General features: G+C 63.3%; 21 protein-coding genes and 1 pseudogene. 14 read left to right on the forward strand and 8 right to left on the reverse strand.

Features of this window, described 5'->3' with window-relative positions:
* Positions 1 to 43 precede the first annotated feature (43 nt).
* Positions 44 to 775, reverse strand: coding sequence for an ArsR family transcriptional regulator (locus AB0Y14_RS07795; protein WP_436588609.1), 732 nt, complete (start codon positions 773 to 775; stop codon positions 44 to 46).
* 236 nt (positions 776 to 1,011) lie between these two features.
* Here AB0Y14_RS07795 and AB0Y14_RS07800 point away from each other — a divergent pair, with 236 nt between their 5' ends.
* The 7 genes from AB0Y14_RS07800 (at position 1,012) to AB0Y14_RS07830 (ending at position 7,296) form a co-directional block, all read left to right on the forward strand.
* A complete protein-coding gene (locus AB0Y14_RS07800; RefSeq protein WP_436588610.1) occupies positions 1,012 to 2,112 on the forward strand; it encodes an LLM class flavin-dependent oxidoreductase in 1,101 nt (366 codons plus the stop codon).
* The gene (locus AB0Y14_RS07805) at positions 2,105 to 2,773 is read left to right on the forward strand and encodes a CE1759 family FMN reductase (protein WP_436588611.1); all 669 of its coding nucleotides are present in this window, start codon (positions 2,105 to 2,107) and stop codon (positions 2,771 to 2,773) included. The genes AB0Y14_RS07800 and AB0Y14_RS07805 overlap by 8 nt, the downstream gene beginning before the upstream one ends.
* Positions 2,774 to 2,881: 108 nt before the next feature.
* Positions 2,882 to 3,280, forward strand: coding sequence for a VOC family protein (locus tag AB0Y14_RS07810; protein ID WP_436588612.1), 399 nt, complete (start codon positions 2,882 to 2,884; stop codon positions 3,278 to 3,280).
* A 90-nt stretch (positions 3,281 to 3,370) separates the two neighbouring features.
* Positions 3,371 to 4,291, forward strand: a complete 921-nt coding sequence (locus AB0Y14_RS07815; protein ID WP_436588613.1) for an alpha/beta hydrolase family esterase — start codon at positions 3,371 to 3,373, stop codon at positions 4,289 to 4,291.
* A gap of 237 nt (positions 4,292 to 4,528) precedes the next feature.
* Positions 4,529 to 5,911, forward strand: a complete 1,383-nt coding sequence (locus tag AB0Y14_RS07820) for a sensor histidine kinase (RefSeq protein WP_436588614.1) — start codon at positions 4,529 to 4,531, stop codon at positions 5,909 to 5,911.
* 48 nt (positions 5,912 to 5,959) lie between these two features.
* The gene (locus tag AB0Y14_RS07825) at positions 5,960 to 6,622 is read left to right on the forward strand and encodes a LuxR C-terminal-related transcriptional regulator (protein ID WP_436588615.1); all 663 of its coding nucleotides are present in this window, start codon (positions 5,960 to 5,962) and stop codon (positions 6,620 to 6,622) included.
* A gap of 284 nt (positions 6,623 to 6,906) precedes the next feature.
* Positions 6,907 to 7,296 carry a MarR family winged helix-turn-helix transcriptional regulator gene (locus AB0Y14_RS07830; RefSeq protein WP_436588616.1) on the forward strand — a complete coding sequence of 130 codons (390 nt, stop codon included), beginning with the start codon at positions 6,907 to 6,909 and terminating at the stop codon, positions 7,294 to 7,296.
* Between the two features lie 106 nt (positions 7,297 to 7,402).
* Here AB0Y14_RS07830 and AB0Y14_RS07835 read toward each other — a convergent pair whose 3' ends face one another.
* From AB0Y14_RS07835 to bioB, 5 genes and pseudogenes are all read right to left on the reverse strand, one after another.
* Complete coding sequence (locus AB0Y14_RS07835; RefSeq protein ID WP_436588617.1) at positions 7,403 to 7,612, reverse strand: hypothetical protein; 210 nt, start codon at positions 7,610 to 7,612, stop codon at positions 7,403 to 7,405.
* Between the two features lie 12 nt (positions 7,613 to 7,624).
* Positions 7,625 to 8,640 (reverse strand): annotated as a pseudogene (locus tag AB0Y14_RS07840) (IS481 family transposase).
* Between the two features lie 72 nt (positions 8,641 to 8,712).
* Complete coding sequence (locus AB0Y14_RS07845; protein WP_436588618.1) at positions 8,713 to 9,591, reverse strand: AraC family transcriptional regulator; 879 nt, start codon at positions 9,589 to 9,591, stop codon at positions 8,713 to 8,715.
* A gap of 162 nt (positions 9,592 to 9,753) precedes the next feature.
* Complete coding sequence (locus AB0Y14_RS07850; RefSeq protein WP_436588619.1) at positions 9,754 to 11,427, reverse strand: cation:proton antiporter; 1,674 nt, start codon at positions 11,425 to 11,427, stop codon at positions 9,754 to 9,756.
* A gap of 142 nt (positions 11,428 to 11,569) precedes the next feature.
* Complete coding sequence (gene bioB, locus AB0Y14_RS07855; protein WP_436588620.1) at positions 11,570 to 12,769, reverse strand: biotin synthase BioB; 1,200 nt, start codon at positions 12,767 to 12,769, stop codon at positions 11,570 to 11,572.
* 162 nt (positions 12,770 to 12,931) lie between these two features.
* Between bioB and AB0Y14_RS07860 the strand changes: the two genes are divergently transcribed.
* From AB0Y14_RS07860 to AB0Y14_RS07885, 6 genes are all read left to right on the forward strand, one after another.
* On the forward strand, positions 12,932 to 13,471 hold the full coding sequence (locus AB0Y14_RS07860) for a type 1 glutamine amidotransferase domain-containing protein (protein ID WP_436588621.1): 540 nt from the start codon (positions 12,932 to 12,934) through the stop codon (positions 13,469 to 13,471).
* 53 nt (positions 13,472 to 13,524) lie between these two features.
* Entirely contained in the window at positions 13,525 to 14,136 is a 612-nt protein-coding gene (locus AB0Y14_RS07865; protein WP_436588622.1) for a TetR/AcrR family transcriptional regulator, read from the forward strand.
* 137 nt (positions 14,137 to 14,273) lie between these two features.
* Positions 14,274 to 15,650 (forward strand): galactokinase, encoded by a 1,377-nt coding sequence (locus tag AB0Y14_RS07870; RefSeq protein WP_436588623.1) that lies wholly within the window; start codon positions 14,274 to 14,276, stop codon positions 15,648 to 15,650.
* Between the two features lie 377 nt (positions 15,651 to 16,027).
* Complete coding sequence (locus AB0Y14_RS07875; protein ID WP_436588624.1) at positions 16,028 to 17,143, forward strand: NADH:flavin oxidoreductase/NADH oxidase; 1,116 nt, start codon at positions 16,028 to 16,030, stop codon at positions 17,141 to 17,143.
* 229 nt (positions 17,144 to 17,372) lie between these two features.
* On the forward strand, positions 17,373 to 17,522 hold the full coding sequence (locus AB0Y14_RS07880; RefSeq protein ID WP_436588625.1) for a ribosome recycling factor: 150 nt from the start codon (positions 17,373 to 17,375) through the stop codon (positions 17,520 to 17,522).
* Between the two features lie 73 nt (positions 17,523 to 17,595).
* A complete protein-coding gene (locus AB0Y14_RS07885; RefSeq protein ID WP_436588626.1) occupies positions 17,596 to 17,790 on the forward strand; it encodes a CsbD family protein in 195 nt (64 codons plus the stop codon).
* Positions 17,791 to 18,099: 309 nt separating this feature from the next.
* Here AB0Y14_RS07885 and AB0Y14_RS07890 read toward each other — a convergent pair whose 3' ends face one another.
* Positions 18,100 to 19,185, reverse strand: coding sequence for a C40 family peptidase (locus tag AB0Y14_RS07890; protein WP_436588627.1), 1,086 nt, complete (start codon positions 19,183 to 19,185; stop codon positions 18,100 to 18,102).
* Positions 19,186 to 19,570: 385 nt separating this feature from the next.
* Here AB0Y14_RS07890 and AB0Y14_RS07895 point away from each other — a divergent pair, with 385 nt between their 5' ends.
* Positions 19,571 to 19,774, forward strand: a complete 204-nt coding sequence (locus AB0Y14_RS07895) for a hypothetical protein (protein WP_436588628.1) — start codon at positions 19,571 to 19,573, stop codon at positions 19,772 to 19,774.
* A 150-nt stretch (positions 19,775 to 19,924) separates the two neighbouring features.
* On the opposite strand, the gene AB0Y14_RS07900 is transcribed toward AB0Y14_RS07895, so the two are convergent.
* On the reverse strand, positions 19,925 to 20,572 hold the full coding sequence (locus AB0Y14_RS07900) for a rhomboid family intramembrane serine protease (RefSeq protein WP_436588629.1): 648 nt from the start codon (positions 20,570 to 20,572) through the stop codon (positions 19,925 to 19,927).
* Between the last annotated feature and the right edge of the window lie 147 nt (positions 20,573 to 20,719).

Raw genomic sequence — 20,719 nt, forward strand, 5'->3', positions numbered from 1 at the left:
ACTCCTGCATCGGCAATGAGGTGCGCACGGGCTGCGGAGCGGTTTACTCACCAGGGTGGGACCGTTGCTCCGCGGCCCGACGTGCGTCCAGTGCTGCGCTCTCCAACTGATGATCGTCCTGGTCCGGGTCGACGCCGCCGTCCCGATCTGACCTGGTCTGCTGTCCCCGGAGTCCCAGGGCGATCACGCACCGGCGAGGTTCGACAAACGGGTGGAGCCGACGGAGCTCCAACGGACCGTCCATCTGTTCGAGTTGGGACTCGACGAGACGCGCGTGCACCGAACAAACGAAGGGTTGGCTTTCGTCGAGCATATCCTGATAAAGGCACGGCAACAGGCTCACAGTGAGGTCTTCCTCGTTGACCCGCGGCTCCAGACCGGCGTCGTCCAAATGCTCGTAAAGACCGTCGATCTGGTGGACGGCATCGGAGCCAATGTGATCGCTGTGATCGAGCTCGGGTTCCAGCGCCCTGAACGCGTCACCCCGGCGTCGTGCGTTTCGGACCCGATCTCTCGCCGCCTCGCTGTGTTCGGTGCTCCGCACCGGGAAAAAACCGTGCGGTGGCCGACCTCGACGCCCGGTCTCGGCCCGGGTCCTCATGACGAATCCTTCGTCCTCGAGCACCTTGAGGTGGTCACGGAGGGTGTTGACGTGCAGGTCGGTTTCTTCGGCCAGTTCCCGCAACTGGAGGCCGGGTCCATTCTGAACGGCATGAAGGACCTGCAACCTGCTCTTCTGAGTGAGTCCGCGATAATCTTCAACTCGCCTCGGCATACGACCTATCTTAGACGCCGCATGAGTCAAGCGTCGCCGTCTCGTCGACCTCCCGGTCGAGGTGGCAATCCCGTGCGCTCCCGGCCACCGCCTCCCGCCCCAGACTTGCTTTACGCTTCAAATAATTTTTGCCGGGAATAAGCGGAAGTGTAACCGTGTTGTGGAGGATGATTCGCCCAAACCCCCACGGGTCATGCCGGCAGCGCCGGCCCCGAACCAGCCAGCAGGAGGTCACCATGCAACTCGGAATCATGACGATCGGGGACGTCACCCAGGACCCCACCAACGGCACCACTCCCACGGAGCACGAACGCATCAAGGCCACCATCGAAATTGCCAAGAAGGCTGAGGACATCGGCCTAGACGTGTTTGCGACCGGTCAACATCACAATCCGCCGTTTGTGGCCCCGGGAAATCCGCCCACGCTCATGGCCTACCTCGCGGCGCAGACCGAGAATCTGATTCTCTCGACGTCGACCACCCTCATCACCACGATGGACCCGGTCCGTCTGGCCGAGGACTACTCATACGTCCAGCACCTTGCGGAGGGGCGCGTGGATCTCATGCTCGGGCGCGGGAACACCGGCCCGGTCTACCCGTGGTTCGGCAAGGACATCCGACAGGGCGTGAACCTGGCGGTGGAGAACTACAACCTGCTGCACCGTCTGTGGAACGAGGACGTCGTGAACTGGCAGGGCAAATTCCGCACCCCGTTGCAGTCGTTCACCTCCACGCCTCGGCCCCTCGACGGCGTCGCGCCGTTCGTATGGCACGGGTCCATCCGTACGCCGGAGATCGCGGAACAAGCGGCTTATTACGGTGACGGCTTCTTTCACAACAACATTTTCTGGAACAAGGAACACACGGCCCAGATGATCAATCTGTACCGCGAGCGCTATGAGCATTACGGCCACGGCAAGGCCGAACAAGCGATCGTCGGTCTGGGTGGGCAGTTCTTCATGCGCCAGAAGACACAGGATGCGTGGCGCGAGTTCCGTCCGTACTTCGACAACGCACCGGTCTACGGCCACGGCCCCACCATGGAGGAGTTCACGGACCAGACCCCGTTGACCGTGGGTTCGCCGCAGGAGGTTCTGGAGAAGACCTTGTCGTTCCGGGAGTACGCGGGTGATTACCAGCGCCAGTTGTTCCTGGTCGACCACGCCGGCCTGCCGCTCAAGACGGTTCTTGAACAGTTGGACATGTTCGGCGAGCAGGTCCTGCCGGAGCTCCGCAAGGAGTATGCGACCTCGCACAACCCCGAGGTCCCGGAGGCCCCGGTGCATCCGCGCGTCGCCGAGGCCCGCAAGGTTCAGGAAGGAGAGCATCATGCGTAAGGCCAAGCTGGTCGTCGTGACGGCCGGTCTGTCCGAACCGTCGTCGACCGCCCTTCTGGGTGGGAGGATCTCGGATTCGGTGCTCGCTCGGCTCAGGCGTGAAGACTATGAGGTCGAGGTCGAGACCGTTTCCCTGCGCGGCCTGGCGCACGGGATCGCGGACTACATGACCATGGGCTTCCCCTCGGGGGAGGTAGGCCGTGCGCTGGACAGCGTCCGGTCCGCGGATGCCTTGATCGCGGTGACGCCAACGTTCAAGGCCGGCTACACCGGGCTGTTCAAGTCCTTCTGGGACCTGACGGACGACGACGACCTGGTCGGCGTCCCCACGGTCGTCGCGGCCACGGGCGGCACCGCTCGGCACTCGCTCGTGATCGAGAGTTCTTTGCGGCCGCTGTTCGCGTACCTGCGCGCCGACGTCGTTCCCACCGGTGTTTTTGCCGCCACGGATGATTTCGGCGCGGACAGTTCGTTGCAGCATCGCATCGACCGGGCGGGAACCGAGCTGGCGGACCGCATCACGTGGGGGCTCGGCGGCCAACACCCCGGCGAGACCGACCCGGTGACGGCGGAACCGGAGCCCGCGTCGCCTTCCCTCGCCGGAGGCAACGGGCTTCCTCCGCTCAAGGTCACTCCTTTCGAGGATCTCCTGAACGGCTGATCACGGTGAGCGGACCGCGACTGGGGCTCGGGGCGCCCCGACCCCTGTCGGCCAACCGGCTTTCGCAGTAGCCTGTGGTCACGATCCACGCCCGAGGAGTCGAGTCGCATGAGCACCCCAGCACTGTCCGGAGTCCACCACGTGAAGATTCCCGTGACCGATATAGAGCGCAGTCGTCACTGGTACGAATCGACGCTGGGTCTGAGGGTCCAGAGGGATTTCCGGGACGACGACGGAGTGGTGCGCGGTCTCGCCGGGACGCTGTCCTCCCCAGAGGGCGAACCCTTCCTCTCGATCGCCCTCCGCCAGAATCCGCAGGTCGCCCAGGGGATCCACGGATTCGACCCGCTGTCCCTGTATGTCCCGAACCAGGGAGAGCTCGAGGCTTGGAAGGACCATCTCGAACGCCTGGGCCATGGTGTCCCCGATGCAACCCCCAACGGCAACGTGCTTCTTCTCCACGATCCGGACGGCATCGAAATCCGAATCTTCGGCACCCGGCCCTGACGCTTCGATGGATACCCGAACGCGCCTCGGCGTGATTCGGTGATGACGCGAGCTTTCACGTTCTGTGTGCGCCGAACGTACGATGATGCGGTGAGCACTTCCCTGACCGTGAGCCGAGAGTCGATCGGGCTCCAGGGGCGCGAGCGCACCCTGACCGTCGTGGCGCCGAGCCATGTGGAGGAGAAAGCACCGCTCGTGCTCCTTTTCCACGGGTCGCAGCAGAATTCCCGGGTCTTCCGCAAATTCACCGCCGGAACCTTCGACGGTGTCGCTGCCCGCACCGGAGCCGTGATGGCGTACGTGGACGGCTTCGAGCGGCACTTCAACGATTCCCGCGTGGGCGCAGACTTCCGGTCCCGTGAACTCGGGATCGACGACGTCGCCTTCACCGCGGCCACCATCAGACGACTCCGACAGACGCACGACATCGATCCGACCAGGGTCTTCGCCGTCGGGTATTCCAACGGCGGCCAGATGGTTCTCCGGCTGATCCATGAGGCGCCCAAACTCTTGTCGGGCGCGGCGACGATCGCAGCGACCCAACCCACCCCGGAGAATTTCTTGCTCGCGGACGGATTGCCCACTGTTCCGAAGCCCGTTCGCCTGCTCGCGATCCACGGCACGGCGGATCCCTTGGCGCCCTACGCCGGAGGCCAGGCATCACTCTGGGGGAAGCAATCCCGCGGCGCCGTCCTGTCGGCGCCAGAATCCGCCGGCTACTTCGCCGAGCGCAATGGGATCAGTACCTCCCCGTCCGAGAAGCATCCCCACCACGGCGTTGTCGTGTCCGAATGGTCGGAGCGAGGCAAAGAACCGGTGCACTTGTGGACAGTGCACGGCATGGGGCACGTGGTTCCCGCACCGCACGACGTCGTCGCGAGTCTCGGACCCGGCACCCGAGCGTTCGTGGCCGCCGATGTCATTGCGGATTTCTTCGGCTTGGGCGCTCGGGTCTGCGCACGTCCGGCGACCGGATCCGAACCGTTGTCCCCGCCGGATCCGACGGGGTAGAGCCAGCTCTACCCCGGGTTCAGAGCGTTCCCCACTGATCCCGGCACGGGTGTGCGAGACCATGGAAATGTAGCGTCCGGCCGACCCCGGAAGAGCCCGCTCCCGCTGGTGGCGGCGAATCCGTCTCGACCACAGCACCTTCGCCCACCAAATCATCGGGCACTTCCAGGGTCGGCCCGGACGCGACGAACAGGGTAACGTCTCCCGCACGAGCGACGGACGTCAACGAGAGGAACCATGAAAGCATCGATGTGGCGCAAGCTGGCGAGCCCCTGGTACCTCGTCTCTTCGGGCCCGTGGGTTGCCCTGTGCGCGCTCCTTCTCCAGCCCATGATGTTCCTCGTCGCGATGGTGGCCGCATTCACGCTCGTCGGCCTCGTCTCGACGAATGATTCTGTCCTGAGCATCACCTTCTTCGGATTCCCGGTGCTGGCACTCGCGCTCCTTCCCATCATTGGGCTGTGGTTCGGATACATTGAGCGCGGCCGACTGTGGATGTTGGGCTTCCCGGAGGTTCCTCAGGCCAATGTGAGCATGCCCCTCAGACCGTTCATGGAGTGGGTCAAGACCAGGTATCGAGAGCCGGCCTCCTGGCGCAACGTGCTGGCCCTCGTGGTCGCCGGGGTCTTCGGGATCTTTTCGACGATCCTGTTGTTCTTCGAAGCTTTCACCCTGGCGAGCATGGCCGGTCTGTGGTTCTTGACCGGGTCCCTCCACAGAACGTTGTCGAGGGGCGAGGTCCCGGGTATCTTCTCGTTCCTCCGTCTCGTCATCCACGGCGACATCACGCCCGAGGACTGGTGGAAATTCCCGCTCGTCGCCCTTGTGGCGCTCATCGTCTTCGCCTACATCAACGGCCTGGTCGCCGCGACCACCGGGTCCGTCTCGAAGACCCTGCTGAGTCCCCGGCCCGAGGAGATCGAGCGCCAGGTCCGACAACTCACCTCGTCCCGGGCGCGCATCATGGACTCTTTCGAGTCGGAGAGACGGCGCATTGAACGGGACCTGCACGATGGTGTCCAGCAGGAACTCGTGAACCTGACCCTGAGGCTCGGAATGGCCGAGTTCGAGCTCCAATCCCTCGAAAGGCAGGGTATCGACGTCGACGCCGCCCGACACGAGGTCTCCCGCGCCCAGGAGCAGATGGACCATGCCCTGCAGACGCTGCGGAACACGGTTCGAGGAATCTACCCTGCCGTCTTGGAAGACCACGGCCTGCGGGCAGCCCTCGAGGAGCTCGCGACGCACTCGATGCTTCCGGTGGAACTTGTCTACCGGGCCGAAGACCGACTCCCGAAGGATATCCAGCGCACCGCGTATTACATCGCGAGCGAAGCCGTGACCAACGCCCTCAAACATTCGACCGCGAACACCATCTGGATCACCGCCTACACGGAAAACAACGTGTTCACCATCGAGATCACGGACAACGGCCAGGGTGGCGCCGACTCCAGCGCGGGCAGCGGGATCTCTGGCCTGAACGAGCGTGTCCAGACCATGGACGGAAGCGTCCGGCTGGTCTCACCCTTGGGCGGCCCGACCACGCTCTACGGGTCGATACCCTTGGGGGAGAACCGACCCGCGGCCGACGACGAAGCCGCCACCATCCATCACCCCTAGATCACCAGCCTTCCCCACCGACACAGCAGTCTCCCCAGAAAGGGCACCGTGCGCATCGTTCTCGCCGAAGATTCGACCCTCCTCCGCGAAGGGCTCGTGATGGTCCTCAAACGCCTCGGGCACGAGGTGATCCGTGAGGTCGGGGATGCCCCCGGGCTGCTGACTGCGGTGGACCAGGCGCAGAGCGAGGAAGGGGTCGACGTCGTGATCACCGATGTCCGCATGCCCCCGAACAACTCGTCGGACGGATTGCAAGCCGCACATTCGCTTCGAGCGAAGTATCCGCAGCTCCCTGTCCTGGTTCTCTCGCAGTACATTGCGTCGGCGTACGCCCGCGAGCTGTTCTCCTCGGATTCCTCGGGCCTGGGGTATTTGCTCAAGGACCGGGTGGGCAAGATCGAGGACTTCGCACGCGCCCTGGAGACCGTGGCCGAGGGCGGGACCGTCATCGACCCCGACGTCGTCAAACACCTCATGGGCAATGCGGCTGCGGACAGCAGATCCACCGCCATGGACCGGCTGACGCCGCGGGAGCTTGAGATTCTCAAACTCATGGCCGAGGGGAAAGCGAACACGGAAATCGAACAGGAACTCTATGTTTCCTCCGCGACCGTCGCCAAACACATTGGAAACATCTTCGACAAGCTGGGCCTGGATACGGATGCCGGAAATCGGCGCGTACGTGCGGTCCTCGCTTTCCTGGACCGCTGAATCGTGCTCTGACTAGGGAGATTACACCCGTTTCCGAATCCGGACGCTCTCACAGGATGGTCACATAACACTGTGAAGCGAATGCTTTGACGAGAAGAAATGCTAGTACTCTTTGAATTTGTGGCGTCATAGCCGTCACCTCGCGTTGCCGCGCGGGACGGATGGCTCCGCGCACAATAGGACCACCAAGGGGGAATCAAGTGACAGAGTTGCAACAGGAACCAGTTGATACTGATGCACGAATAAGAAAGACCTCGTGGCGACAGTTCTTCGAGACATCGCAGATGCTCACGAACCGCCTCGATCAGTTGCTCCGCAAGGACACACCGTTGCGCCTGGCCGACTACGACGTCTGCCAGTTGTTGTACAACGCGCCCGACAACCGCATGCGGCTCGGAGATATCGCCCACATCATGGTCTTCTCCCCGTCACGGCTGAGTTATCAAGTCGGAGTCCTCTGCGACAAGGGAATTTTGCGTCGCATCGAGGACGTATCGGACGGCCGGGCCGCGTTCGCCGAATTGACGAATCACGGTCTCGAGGTCTTCCTCGAGGCCCGTGAGATGCACGGACGCCACGTGGAGGAGCTCGTCGCGGACCTCGTCACGGTCGAAGAGGCCGAATCCGTGGAACGTATTTTCGCTCGCGTGCGCGAACGCCTGCTCAACGATTAGGCCCTAGGGAGGCACGGAAGACTTCGACCCGGGGTCGCGACCGATGTCGCGGCCCCGGGTCTTCTTCTGTCTGCCCTCGCTCGAAGATCAGGCGGCCTCCGGAGCCTTACGACGCCGGGGTCTTGCCCTCACTTTCGGTACGGCGGAGCTCCTCGCGATTGTGGCTCACCATGGACGCCACGACGTTGAGGGCGACCCCTGCGAGAACCAGGATCCACCCCAGGATTCCCAGGTGGGCGGTGATGAGAACGGCCCCCACGAGGAGCACGAGCAAAGAGGTCAGATACGCGGGAGTGAGGAAGACGCGATAATTCATACTCCTATTTCATCATGGCCCGCTGTGCCTGCTGTATGAGGCCAGGACGTTCTTGACAGCACTGGGAGCCGCCGATGCTGGTGGTTGACCGTCGTGTGCGCCGTGCGGCCGGTGGTAGTTGTAGTGCAGGTTCCAGAGCACAAGCCCGTCAGCTCGTTCTTGTTCTGAGCGCCAGGTTCGGGCGTAGAGGAACTCTTCGGCGAGGATCCTGTGGTATCGCTCAACTTTCCCGTTATGGCGCGGCGTGAAGGGTGTGATTCGCTGATGCCGTGCCGGGAGCACCGCTTCTGCGAAGACCTTGGATCGGTAGCACGCGCCGTTGTCGGTGACGACCCGCTCAATCGCGGTGATGCCGTGGGCTGCGAACCATGTCTTCGTGCGTTCGAGAAATCCAGCAGCAGTCGTTCCCTGCTCATCGTCGAGGGCTTCGGAGTAGGCAAGGCGGGTATGTCCGTCGACGGCGGAGTGGAGGTAGGCGTAGCCGCTCCGGCTGCCGCGCTTCTTCGTTCGCTCGACCGCGCGAGCCTGAGGACTATCGCGTCCGTGGACGCGCCAGCCGCCGCCGTCGGGGATGCGACCGACCTTCTTCACGTCGACATAAACCATATGGCCGGGGCGTTCGGCGACGATCCGCTGCGGTTCTCGGTTTGACTCGCCGTTCGGGTCGATGAACCTGCGCCGGTTGAGGCCGAGCTGGAGCAACACGCGGGACACCGTGCGACGGCTGATCGCGATGCCTTCGCGTGTGAGTTCGAACTCGATTCGCGCTGCCGACCACTTGTGTTGTCGCCGCATCGATTCGACTTGGACGATCGTGGCGGAGTCCGTTGCGGATGGTTGGCATCGTGGTGTCGAGGAGCGGTCGAGTAGGCCGATGTCGCCGAAGCGCTTGTATCTGCTGACCCATTTCGACGCGGTCGCGCGGGAGATACCCATCTCGGCAGCGACATGCGAAATGGGCGGGTACGGCAGCGTTCTATCAGTCGGTATCGGCCTTCGGTCGTGAGTGGGGCATTGGTGTGGGGCATATCATTCCTGTGGAGAAAGTTGCCCCCCGGTGCGAGGGTCGCACCGGGGGACAAGGCATCGAGGCCAGGCGTTCAGGAGGCTGGCGTCTTCTCGACGGGAATCCACAGTTCGTACCGGCCGTGCGTCTGCTCGTGGTCGACGAAATCCGTGACGACCATCTCCGGGCCAGGGACACTCTGGTACGGGTTCGCGGGGAACCACTCCCCGAATGCCTTCGGCCAGAGTTCCTGCAACGCAGCGGGGAACGCGCCGTTCGACTCCACGACAAGCCACGTCATCGCGGGCACATCGAGCCGGTCGAAATCGTCCGGAACCGGCCTGCTCGTTGCGGCCGCGACGTAATAGTCCAACTCGGTGCCTTCTTCGCGCGACGGAGAGATCGCATCGTGGACACTGAGCACCCCAGCAGGGTCTTGGTCGGAAAGATCATCGACCTTCGCCCACTGCTCCTCCGTGATCTTCTCGACGAACTCTGCTGCGGTCGGGTTCACCCCCTCATAGATGAGGGGGATGCGGGTGCATAGCCCCGCCAGCGTGAACTCGTCCTTTTCGACGATGCGGTAGTTCATGGTCGTGCTCCCTTCGATCGTGATGGTGAAGGTGAGCTTCGGCTGCGACCGGAGAACTGCTCCTGGCCGACGTGCGCCCTCGGGGCCGATGCCGTGGACAGCCTTGAATGCGCGCGAGAACGCATCAGCAGAGGCGTATCCGAACCGGACGGCGAGGTCCTGCAACGCTTCTTGTCCCGAAACGACCGATGCAGCCGCGAGCGTCATACGCCGCCGCCGCACGTACTCCGAGAGTGGCATGCCTGCCAAGGTGGAAAACATCCGCCGGAAATGGTGCTCGGACATCAACGCTATCTGGCTCGCGCGACACACATCGACCTCGCCCTCGCCCTCAACGAGCTGATGCTCAACCGATGCGATCGCCTGGTTCAGTCGCTCCATGCTCACCTTCCTTCCACCTCGACGTTAGGGAACCACAAGGGCGCAGGCCCGATGATCTATGCGCGAGATTGTCGGGGGCGTCAAGCAGCGCACTCACAAGCTGTCACAAGGTTGAGCCTGTGCCCCTACAAGACGTGTAGACAACGTCACGGCCAGCAACGGCTAGGCGTCGGACCGTGGTGTCTTCCGGGTTGAGGGCTGGGCCCTGTCCTGGGTCTTGCCCGGTGGCGAGGACGTGAAACCCGGTTGGAAACCGGGAAGGATCGTAGCCATGTCGGGATTCTGGACCGCCGACATCTGATCGAGTTTGCGGAGCACATGGTCCACGGTCGCCGGATCCACGCCTCGATCGGAGCGCGCACTGATGATTTCGTCCTGGGCCGCGCTGAGGGCGGTGTCTCTCATGGTGGCGAAGAGCTTCCGCCGTTTGTTCCTCTCTGCCACCTGCGCCTCGTAGACCTCCTGGTTCTCGACCTCTTGCGGGCTCTTCGGAACCATACGCCGGTAGATGTCGGAAACCATCGACACGACTTCCGGCGGCGCATCCTCAGAGTGCTGCCGCACGGCTTGCATGGCCGCGTGCCGGGCCCGTTCGAGCAGCTCGCGCTCTTGGCGGTCCTGTTGGTCCTCCCGATCCAGTCCGAGCATCTTGACCAGGATCGGCAGAGTCAGACCGGGGAAAACCATGGTGAACAACAGAACCATCGTCGCGATCACCAGGACCTCGGAACGGAATCCGAAACCCTCGGCCGGAAGGGAAAGGGCCAGGGCCAAGGTCACGAGTCCGCGCATTCCGGACCAGGTCATCACGAGCGCCTCGCCCAGGGACCGAGGGGTCATCGGCTGGCTCTTCTTGACGTGGTTGAAGGCCACGATCAGAACCATCCAGGCCAGGCGGAGCAGAATCACGACCGCGGCGATGATGCCTCCGTGAAGGATCATCTCCCCAATGCGGTCCCCGGCATCGATGATCACTTGACGCACCTGAAGCCCGATCAGGCCGAAGGCGACGCCGGTGATCAACATTTCGATGACTTCCCAAAATGCGGTACCAGTCAGTCGGTCCTCGGGTTCCAGATCGCCCATCGTGCTGGACATCTGGACGGCCGCGACCACCACGGCAATGACGCCGGAAGCATGCACTTCTTCCGAAGCGATATATACGGCAAACGGAATAATCAGGGTCAGCCCGGACCGGGCGACGCTCGAGTTAAGGTGACGACGTGCAACGCCGCCGAGCCACCCGAAAAACAGACCGATCGCCACGGCGGCGACGGCCGTGTACAGGAATTCGAGAACCAACAACGGCGCAGACAGGTGGCTGTTGACCGTGATGGCTGCGAGCGCGGCCTGGAAGGCGACCAAGGAGACGGCGTCGTTGAAGAGCCCCTCGGTCTGGAGCGTCGCGACGATACGCCGGGGGATTCCCACGGGCTCCGACACGGCTTCCACGGCGACTGGGTCAGGCGGAGCGACGGCGGCGCCGATCGCGACGGCCGCCGCGACCGTCATCCCGGGGATGAAGACCATCGACGTCCACATGACCGCAAGTATGGTGAGGGTGACCAGAACCACCGAATAGGTCACGATAGCGCGCCAGTTGGTCCGGAACATCTGCCAGCTGGCCCGTTGGCCGAGCGCCCACAACAGGGGCGGCAGGAAGATCGGCAGAATGAGTTCGGGCTGGACCTTCACGTTCGGAACGCCCGGGATAAAAATCATCGCGGCCGTCGCGAGGGTCAGCAGAACCGGCCACGGCAGGTTGAATCTGTCGCCGACCCCCACGAGGACGAGGGTCACCAACAGAATCACGATGACGACGATCAAGAAATCCACAGTGGGACCACTTTATCGGACTACTACTTCGCGCGCGTCACACGATCGCTCGTTCCCCACGCCGAAGTGGCATCCTTGTGCAGATTTTGACCGAATTCGTGCACGCGAATGCCACCTCGGCTCGATGTGGCTTCATTCCGTCTCAGGCATTCGGGGCGACCGAGGTTCCGACGCCGCGTCGGCGGATGGTCAGGGGGACGGATCCCGATTCGCCGCTCCCCTTCGAACAGCTCGCGGCCTGCCCGCAGGGTGCCACGGCTTGGGCAGGCGCCGAGGCTTCTTCGGCACCGGCATCCGCATCGGACAATTCCTGCTGATGTGCCTGGAGGTATGCTTCGTGCTCGGCCACGAGGTCCCGATCCTCCGCCCCGAGGACCACGAACCCCGAGTCCTGGATCATGCGGAGATCGTCCACGGCGGATTGGCCCTCGCTCGTCAGGTAGTCACCGAGGAAAAGCGAATTGACCACACGCAACGCGGTCGGCTGCAACGAGCGCAGGTGCATCTCGCGCCCTCCCGCCATGCGAATCTCCTTGTCGGGAGCCGCGAAACGAACCATGGAGAGGATCCTCAGACACTTCAGCGGAGTGAGCTCCCAGGTTCCCTCCAAGGGGGTCCCTTCGAAGGGCATCAGGAAGTTGACGGGGATCGATTCGGAATCCAGTTCAACCAACGAGAACACGGCGTCGACCAGCTGCTCCGGGCTCTCCCCCATGCCGACGATCAGACCCGAGCAGGCCTGAAGTCCGGCGTCGTGCGCCTGGTTCACGGTCGCAACGCGTTCTGAGAAGGAGTGCGTCGAGCAAATCTCGGCGTAGTGGTCCTCGGAAGTATTCAAGTTGTGGTTGTACGCGTCCGCTCCGGCCTGTTTCAGCCGCTGGGCCTGGCCGTCCTTCAGGATGCCGAGGCACGCGCACACTTCGATGTCGGGGTTGGATTCCTTGAGCCCCTCGATCATGCGTGACACACGGTCGACGTCGCGGTCGGTCGGCCCCTTGCCACTCGCGACCATGCAGATGCGAGAGGCCCCTCCGACCACGCCCAGACTCCCCTGGCGCACGGCCTCTTCGGGCTTGATCCACGAGTACTTCAGGATCTCGGCCGCCGAACCGAGGCGTTGGGAACAGTACGAACAATCTTCCGGACACAGCCCGGACTTGAGATTCACCAGGTAGTTGACCTTGACGGTGTTGCCGAAGTGTTGGTGTCGCAGGGTGGAGGCGGCGTGGACGACGTCGAAGGTTGCTGCGTCGTCGGCCGAAAGGAGTTCTAGGGCCTCGTCGCGGGTCAACCGGTGACCTTCCGCGATCCTGTGAGCGAGTTCCGTGTACGAAGTGTGCATGGATGCATTGAACCGTGTTTTTGAACACTGTTCAAGTAATGACGGTTCGCGTGTTCCGGGCCATCACCAGGCGGTTGGCTCTGAGCGCACACCTGTTCCCAAGAGATCGTCCGAGCCTTAGATTGGTGTCGACAACACCACACAGCAAAGGGGTATCGGACCATGTCAGACCTGTCCGGCAAGAAAATCGCATTCCTTCTGACCAATGGCGTCGAGGAAGTCGAACTGACCCGGCCGCGCAAGGCGCTCGACGACGCCGGCGCCCAGACCGTGATCGTCTCGCCCGCGGAGGGCAAGCTGACGGCGATGAACGGCGATTGGGACCACGGCGATTCCTTCGACGTGGACTTGCCGCTGTCCGAAGCGAAGCCCGAGGAATTCGATGCGCTGGTTCTGCCCGGCGGCACCATCAACGCCGACACCCTGCGGATCGCCGAAGGCGCCACCGAATTCGTCCGAGCCTTCTTCGATCAGGAGAAGACCGTGGCGGCGATCTGCCACGCACCGTGGATCCTGGCTCAGGCGGAGCTGGCCCGCGGTCGACGGCTCACGTCGTTCGAGTCCATCCGGACCGACCTGATCAACGCCGGTGCCTCGTGGGAGGACTCGCAGGTCGTGGTGGACGGCAACCTCATCACGAGCCGTAACCCCAACGACATCGACGCCTTCAACGCGGCGGTCTCCGAAGCACTCTCCGCCTGAGGTTGACGGGACCGGGTCGAGGGGCACGGGAATCGAATCGGTAGACTCGTCCCGTGGCCCTCACCCGTGAACGCATCCTCGAAACAGCCCTGTCGCTGCTGAGCGACTACGGGCTGGGCGACCTGTCCATGCGCAGGCTCGCCACAGAGCTCGGCGTCGCCCCCGGAGCGCTGTACTACCACGTCAGGAACAAGCAGGAGCTGCTCACCCGTCTGGCGGGCAGGATGCTTGGGCCCACTCCGGACGTCTCACGGATCGCCCCGGAGGATTCGCCTCACGCACAGAAGGTCAGCGAGCGCGAGGTCACCGAGACCGTCGTCGAACTGGCCCGTACGGCCAGGGAGTCCGTGTTGCGCTACCAGGACGGTGCGGACGTCATCGGAATCGCCCTAGTTGCGGACCAGGAGTCCGTCTCCTCGTTTGTGGCGATGCGGGAGACCTTCGAGCGCGGCGCAATCAGCCCGACCCACGCGGATTGGGCGGCCAGAACCGTCCTGCACACGGTCCTGGGATTCGTGTCGACGGAGCACAACCGACTCAGGCTCGAGGCGTCCTCCGTGCCGGCCGATGATTCGGGCGCCCGGAGCGTCCAGGACGCGCGCGCCTGCGAGTTCGGAGTCCGGGCTGTGATTCGGGGTGTTCTCGACGAGGCTTCCGAACAGTAACGGGGACGGCGGGACCTCGCCCTACAATGTATAGCGCGCCCAGTGAACCAGGCAGTCCGCAGCGAGTGCCGTGGTCGGGCGCAGCCCGGCTCTTCGCCGAATCACGTCGCCGAGAAGAAGAATTCAGGTACAACTCCATGACCGAGGCCTCGATCGCGGCCCAGTGGGCCACCTTGCCGGACCACACCGCGCAGGTGGAATCGTTGCGTGAGGCTTTCATCGAGAGGTACGGATCGGAACCGGACGGCATCTGGTCCGCGCCTGGCCGCCTGAATCTCCTGGGCGAATACGTCGATTTCAACAGTGGGTCCTGTTTCCCCACCCCTCTTCCGTACAGAACCCTCATCGCAGGTCGACTGCGGCGTGACGGCATCCTCCACGCGGAGTCCTTGCAGATGCCCACCCCGGTCGAACGCCCCCTACGCGAAATCGCTCCGGGCACGGTCTCCGGCTGGTTCGGATACGTCGGCGGCGTCGCCTGGTCGATGACTCAGGAAGGCGGCGAGGACATTTCCTTGCCCCCGGATTTCGGAGCGGATCTTCTCATCGATTCCACCGTTCCCGTCGGTGGCGGCCTCTCCTCCTCTGCGGCGCTCGAGTGCTCCACGGCGCTGGCTCTGCTCGAACTCTCCTGTCCCCTTCGCACCGAGGCATCCCTCGAGCCGCTCCCGGTCGGTGGTTGCGGCCCGGACAATGACGACCTCCGTGCTCGCCTCGCCCAAGTCTGTATGCGGGCAGAGAACGAGGTCGCGGGAGCCGTAACCGGTGGCCTCGACCAGACAACATCGTTGCGGTCGCTTCCCGGGCAGGCGATGGTCGTCGACTTCCGTGACTTCTCGATCGAGCCCGTGGACGTCAATGTGACCGGGGCCGGGCTGGCCTTCCTTGTGATCGATACCCGCGCACCCCACGATCTGGCGGACGGGCAGTATTCGAGCCGCCGCAATACGTGTGAGGATCTCAGAAAGGCCACGGGTGCGAAGAACTTGCGTGAACTTCTTCCGGACGAGCTGGGCTTCCCGGACCTTGATACCGAGGAGGCACGCCGGGCACGGGAATCGACCGTCGCGGAAACGCTCGAGCGTTGCGCGCGGGTTCCGGGTGTCCTCGAGAGCCTGGGCGAGGACAAGCTCTATGGCTGGACCAAACACGTCTTCACGGACATGATGCTCGTTGAGCGGGCCCGAACCCTGTTCACGGATCGAACCCCCACCACACCGGAAACATGGCGGGAGCTGGGACAACTGTTCACGACCTCGCACGCATCCATGAGGGACGACCTCGGTGCGTCGCGGGATGAGCTCGACGTCGCCGTCGACACATGCTTGGATCACGGTGCGCTGGGTGCGCGACTCGTCGGCGGAGGATTCGGCGGCGCCGTTCTGGCCCTGACGACCCGCGAGCGCGTGGCCGAGACGGCCCAGGCCGTCGCGGACGCTTTCGCCGATCGAGGATATGAGAAACCGGTGTTCCTGCCGCTGGCCCCGGGGCGTCCCGCGAACCGGGATCTCTAGAACGCGGAGCCAGAGAGCCCGGCCGCAGGCTACCCGGCACGCGAGAGCGGGGACGGAGCGGTACTCGACCGATCCGCCCCCGTGCCTGGCTCACGTGGTTCATTCCCTCGATTCCGCCGCATTGCAGGCGCATGCGGCCGAATATTGGATGTGCGCACACATCCGTCGATATCGACGGGTTCAAATAAAACACTCGCGAGTACACCTCACAAGGTGGCACGCGGGTCGTTATCAAAACGTGATGTCGCGTGGGTCGCCCTAGGGTGTGCGATGCGCGACAGTGACGGCCGTGGGCGCGGTGCAAGGGAATAACAGCCCGTCGTCCCAAGTTGCGATGGGCGGATTCTGCAACACACCGTCCCTCGAAAGGCGACCCCATGGCGTATTCGTATCTCTTCCAGCCGTTGACCCTGCGCGGTCTTGAATTCAAGAACCGTGCCTTCGTCGCTCCCATGTGCCAGTACAGCGCGGCCGACGACGGCATCCCTACCGATTGGCATCTCATGCACCTGGGATCCTTCGCGACCGGGGGCTTCGGACTGATCATCGCCGAGGCTTCGGGCGTTGTTCCCGAGGGACGCATCTCGCCAGGGGACTTGGGCCTCTGGAATGACGACCAGGCTCGCGAGTTCGCGCACATCGCAGATTTCGTGCATACCCACGGTCAGGGTGCGAAATTCGGGATCCAACTGGCCCATGCCGGACGGAAGGCCTCCACATACCACGCCCTGCCCGGTTACCCGGAAGGATCTCTCAGCCCGGACGACGGCGCCTGGACCACGCTGGCTCCCACGGACGAGCCCTTCGGCCCGTTCGATGCTCCCCGAGCGATGACAGAGTCCGAGATCCTCGAGACCGCCCAGGCTTTCGGTGATGCGGCACGCCGCGCCGTCGCCGCCGGGGTGGACACCGTCCAGATCCACGCCGCCCACGGCTACCTGCTTCACGAATTCCTCCAGAAGGACGTCAACACGCGCGATGACCGCTGGGGCGGAGCCGACCTCGAGAACAGGATGCGGTTCCCCCTCGAGGTCGTCCGCCGGGTCCGCGAGGCGATCCCCGACGATATGCCGTTGATGCTCAGGGTTTCCGCTGTCGACTGGAAGGAAGATGCGGGCACGGACGCAGCCCGTGAGGCCAACGACGCCGACTTGGCGGACATCACCGAGTTCGTCCGGCAGGCCGCGGCTTTGGGTGTCGACATGGTCGATGTGTCGTCCGGTGGCAACCTGCCCCAGCCCCAGGTGCGCCCGGTTCCCGGGTACCAGACGGAATTCGCGGCGCACATCCGCCGCGAAACCGGACTGCCCACGAGTGCGGTCGGCATCATCACGGATGCGGTCCAAGCCGAGCACGTCATCGCCACGGGACAGGCCGACGCCGTCAGCCTGGCTCGCGAGGCGCTGAGGGATCCTCGGTGGGTGCTCAGGGCCGCGCAGGAGTTGCGCCAGGACGTCGAATGGCCCGACCAGTTCTACCGCGCCAAGCGGTAATTCGGTCTCCCCGGACGCCAGCACCACAAAAACTGAACAACCTTTCTTTCGTCTCACAACAACCTGGGGAATTCTTAGGAATTGGTGCATGACGTTTTGCCAGGGGTGAACAACGGACCGTGTTCCGCACCAACGGTTCACATCACCCGCCATTTGCCCTAATGTCGAAGGCAAGTGGCGATTCGCATCACTGACAGAGTATGGATCGCCGGGATGAAAGGAGCCGATTATGGGTTTCGATATTGGTGACAAGGCAGGCGACGCTCTGAACAAGGGCAAGGACGCCGTCAACGGCAAGACCGGCAAGGACACCGTCAAGGACGAGCATGTCGACAAGGCCAAGGATGCGCTGAGCGACAAGTTCGGCAAGAAGGACTAATTCTTCTTCCTGAGGTCATTCTTGCTTGTCCCTCGGATGATTCCTGAGGGAACCCCAATGAAAGGAGTCCCATATGGGTATCGAGGACAAAGCCAACAACAAGTTTCAGGATGCCACCGGCAACGCCAAGGAAAAAGTCGGCGAAGCTGTGGGCAATGATGATTTGAAGAATGAAGGAAAGGGCGACCAGCTTGGCGCCGCCGTGAAGGACGGCGCGGAGAAGGTCAAGGATGCGGCTCGCAACATTGGCAACAAGTTCAAGGGCTGAGGCCAGCATCGCCTGAACCTGCCTGTGGCGGGCCACCCGAAAGGGTGGCCCGCCACAGGTTTTTTGTGTCCGGTTCGAGACCGTACGGGATTCCCCGATTCGGCCAAGTCCCTCACCGGGACCCAAGGACGTCGCCCGCCGGCCCTCAACCCCTGGAGCCTCCGCCACCCAGGCAGAGGCGCCATCGACGTCGCGCCGTTGCCCATCCATCTGGACACGGAAAAGGGCCGGCTGCCGAGCCCGTCCGGGAAATCGAAGTCCCGTCCGGTCGCCAGCCGGCCCCGCCCCTTGAAGGGCCCTCCGATGGTTTTAGCCGAGGGCCGGGGACGAGTAGTACCCGTCCACGGTCATCATTCCGCCGCCATCAACGGCAGTGACCTGGGTTCCTTGTTCCGGGTTGAGAGCAGAAACCATCTGCCCGTCCCCCAAGTAGATCCCCACGTGCGCGTAGTTGTTGGTGAAGACGACGTCGCCCGCCTGCGGATTCGCGGTCGGGGTCAGCTGGTTCATCATGCTGTAGGTGTACGAATCCAGGTTGACCCCGGACTGCGCGTAGACATAAGAGACAAAACCTGAGCAATCCCAGGCCATGTAGTCGCTTCCGCCCCAGACGTAGGCACCGCCCACGCCCGCCATCGCGTCCTGCACGACCTGTGCACGGCTGCCGGTGACGGCGTCGGTCTGCGCTGCGGGCTCGACCTCGGTCGCCTGGCCGTTGTAGGCCTCGGCCGACTGAGCCTGGTCCGCAGGCGCGACCTGGGCCTGATCGACAGCCTGACCGTCCGCGGTCTGCGGGTCGGTCTCGACGGCCGGAATCGTTTGGATCGTGCCATCGGCTGCCACCTGAGTGCCATCCGCGGCGGGAGCAACCGCCTCGGTCTGGGCCTGCGCAGCCGGATCCTGCTGAGCTGCGCCAGAGTCCCACGGTGCCACCCCACCGTCGACGGCGGGTGCCGCATCTTCGGCGGCAGTGATGTCCGCGGCGGGTTGAATCGTGGCATTCTCAGTCTCCGGAGCCGCAGGAGCTTCAGCCGGTGCGGCCTGGGCAGTTGCCTGCTGCGCCCACGGTTCCTGAACCGTGTTGTCGGTCGGCTGCGCCTGGACGGAGGTGGTCGGAGCGGCCTGTTCGGGCGCCTGCTGCTGGACAGCCGGTGCCGCCTGACCGGAAGCCTGCGTAGACACGAAGTCGTGCGAGACCGACGGTGACGTCGCCAGCGCCAGGCTCGGCGTGACCTGAGGCGTCGAAGGAGTAGTAGTGGACGGTGTTGCGGTTGCGAAGGCGTTCGCCGAAGTCATGGATCCGGCGACTGCTCCGAGAGTCGCCAATCCGATTCCTGTGTTGCGGAAGAAGTGTGACTGGGTAACTGGGCGAACACGAGTGATTTGCTGAGCCATGAGAAATGGGTTTCTCCTCTTTGCCTGCGCGGTTGGTGCAAGATCCATCAAGGAACCCCAGTCAGCAAAACCACTTACCCTCGGAGTCTTGTGAGGAAGAGAACCCTCATCCAACACCTCGCCCCCGCCAAAGGTTGTCCTGTGTACAGGTTCCTTGGGCCGCGGCGGGGTTAAGCAAACACCCCAAGGAAGCCGACCTGAATTTCAATCGGCGGACTCAATATAGCACAGTGACTTTTTCTTAGGTATCCCCGGTCACCCCTAGTCAAACGTAAGTCAATGGATCCCCGGCACAATGCCGATGCGCGCGATTTATTTGAATCTCGGAGCGCCTTCTCGATATTCGAAGATTTGTCCTATTGCCTCAGGGAAAGAAGTATTGTAATTGACCTTTTTGTTCGAATGGAACGAAGTTAGTCAATTGTTCATGTTCTTCCGGATCGAGATTCCGAAGGTCTCGGCCGCCGCCGGCAGCGCCTCGAAAATCTCGCCGGTCGACCAAAAATTACAACTTTCGGCGCTTGCACTCCATCCGGAAATCCCCAGCTGTGCACAGAGTTTTCCACAGGTGTGGGTAACCGAGGGATGATTCACAGGCCAAGACTCCTCATCTCCCCGACCTGGCGGGCAGGACCGCCATCCACAGGGTTATTAACACGTGTGGAGTTACAGCCCTGTAGTTATTAACAGCTGTGGGTAACTCCTGTGGAAAACCTGCCATCGACGGAAGATCTTGTAATCACATCTTTCCGCCGGATCGACCCGTACGCCGGCCCCGATGCTGCGTGATGTCGAAGATCCACGCCACCACGGCTCCCACCACAAGGCCTCCGACATGCGCTTGCCAAGCGATCCCTGGAACCAGGAACCCGAACACCAAGTTGACGGCCACGAGAACCAGCAGCCCTCGAGTGTCTCCCCCGCGGAATCGGGTCCAGGCAAAGAGGGCACCGAACAGGCCGAAGACCCCACCCGAGGCGCCGACCACCAGTGTGTACGGACTCGCCAACAGGTAGACGGCGAAGGAACCGCCGATGATCGACAGCAGGTAGACCGCGAGGAATCTCCATCTCCCCATGCGTGGTTCAAGAGCGGCGCCGAAGATGTACAACGTGTACATGTTCAACGCGATATGGAGCAGGTTCCCCGGCGAATGGACGAAACCGCTGGACAAGAGACGCCACGGCTCGGCAGTGGTGAGGATCGGGGCGTAGGCCAGGGTATTGAGGACCAGGTGCCGCGGGATGACCCACTGCAGAACGAAGACAACGACCGTCACAGCGATCAGGGTCCAGGTGACGGTGAGCCCCGATCCGCCAGGCAGGAATCCCACGCCTCGCCCCCGTGCATGGTCACGACGTCGGGCATTCTGGTCGACCTCGTGCACACAATCCACGCACTGGATACCGACAGGAGCCTGGACCTGGCAGCGCGGGCATACGGGGCGCTGGCATCGAGTACAGGTCACGTAGGAGACAGTGTCCGGGTGCCGAGGGCAGACCGGCCGGCCTTCACCAGGGGAGGCGGCGTCGTC

It is taken from the genome of Rothia sp. HC945 (assembly GCF_051370785.1).
Taxonomy (GTDB): domain Bacteria; phylum Actinomycetota; class Actinomycetes; order Actinomycetales; family Micrococcaceae; genus Rothia.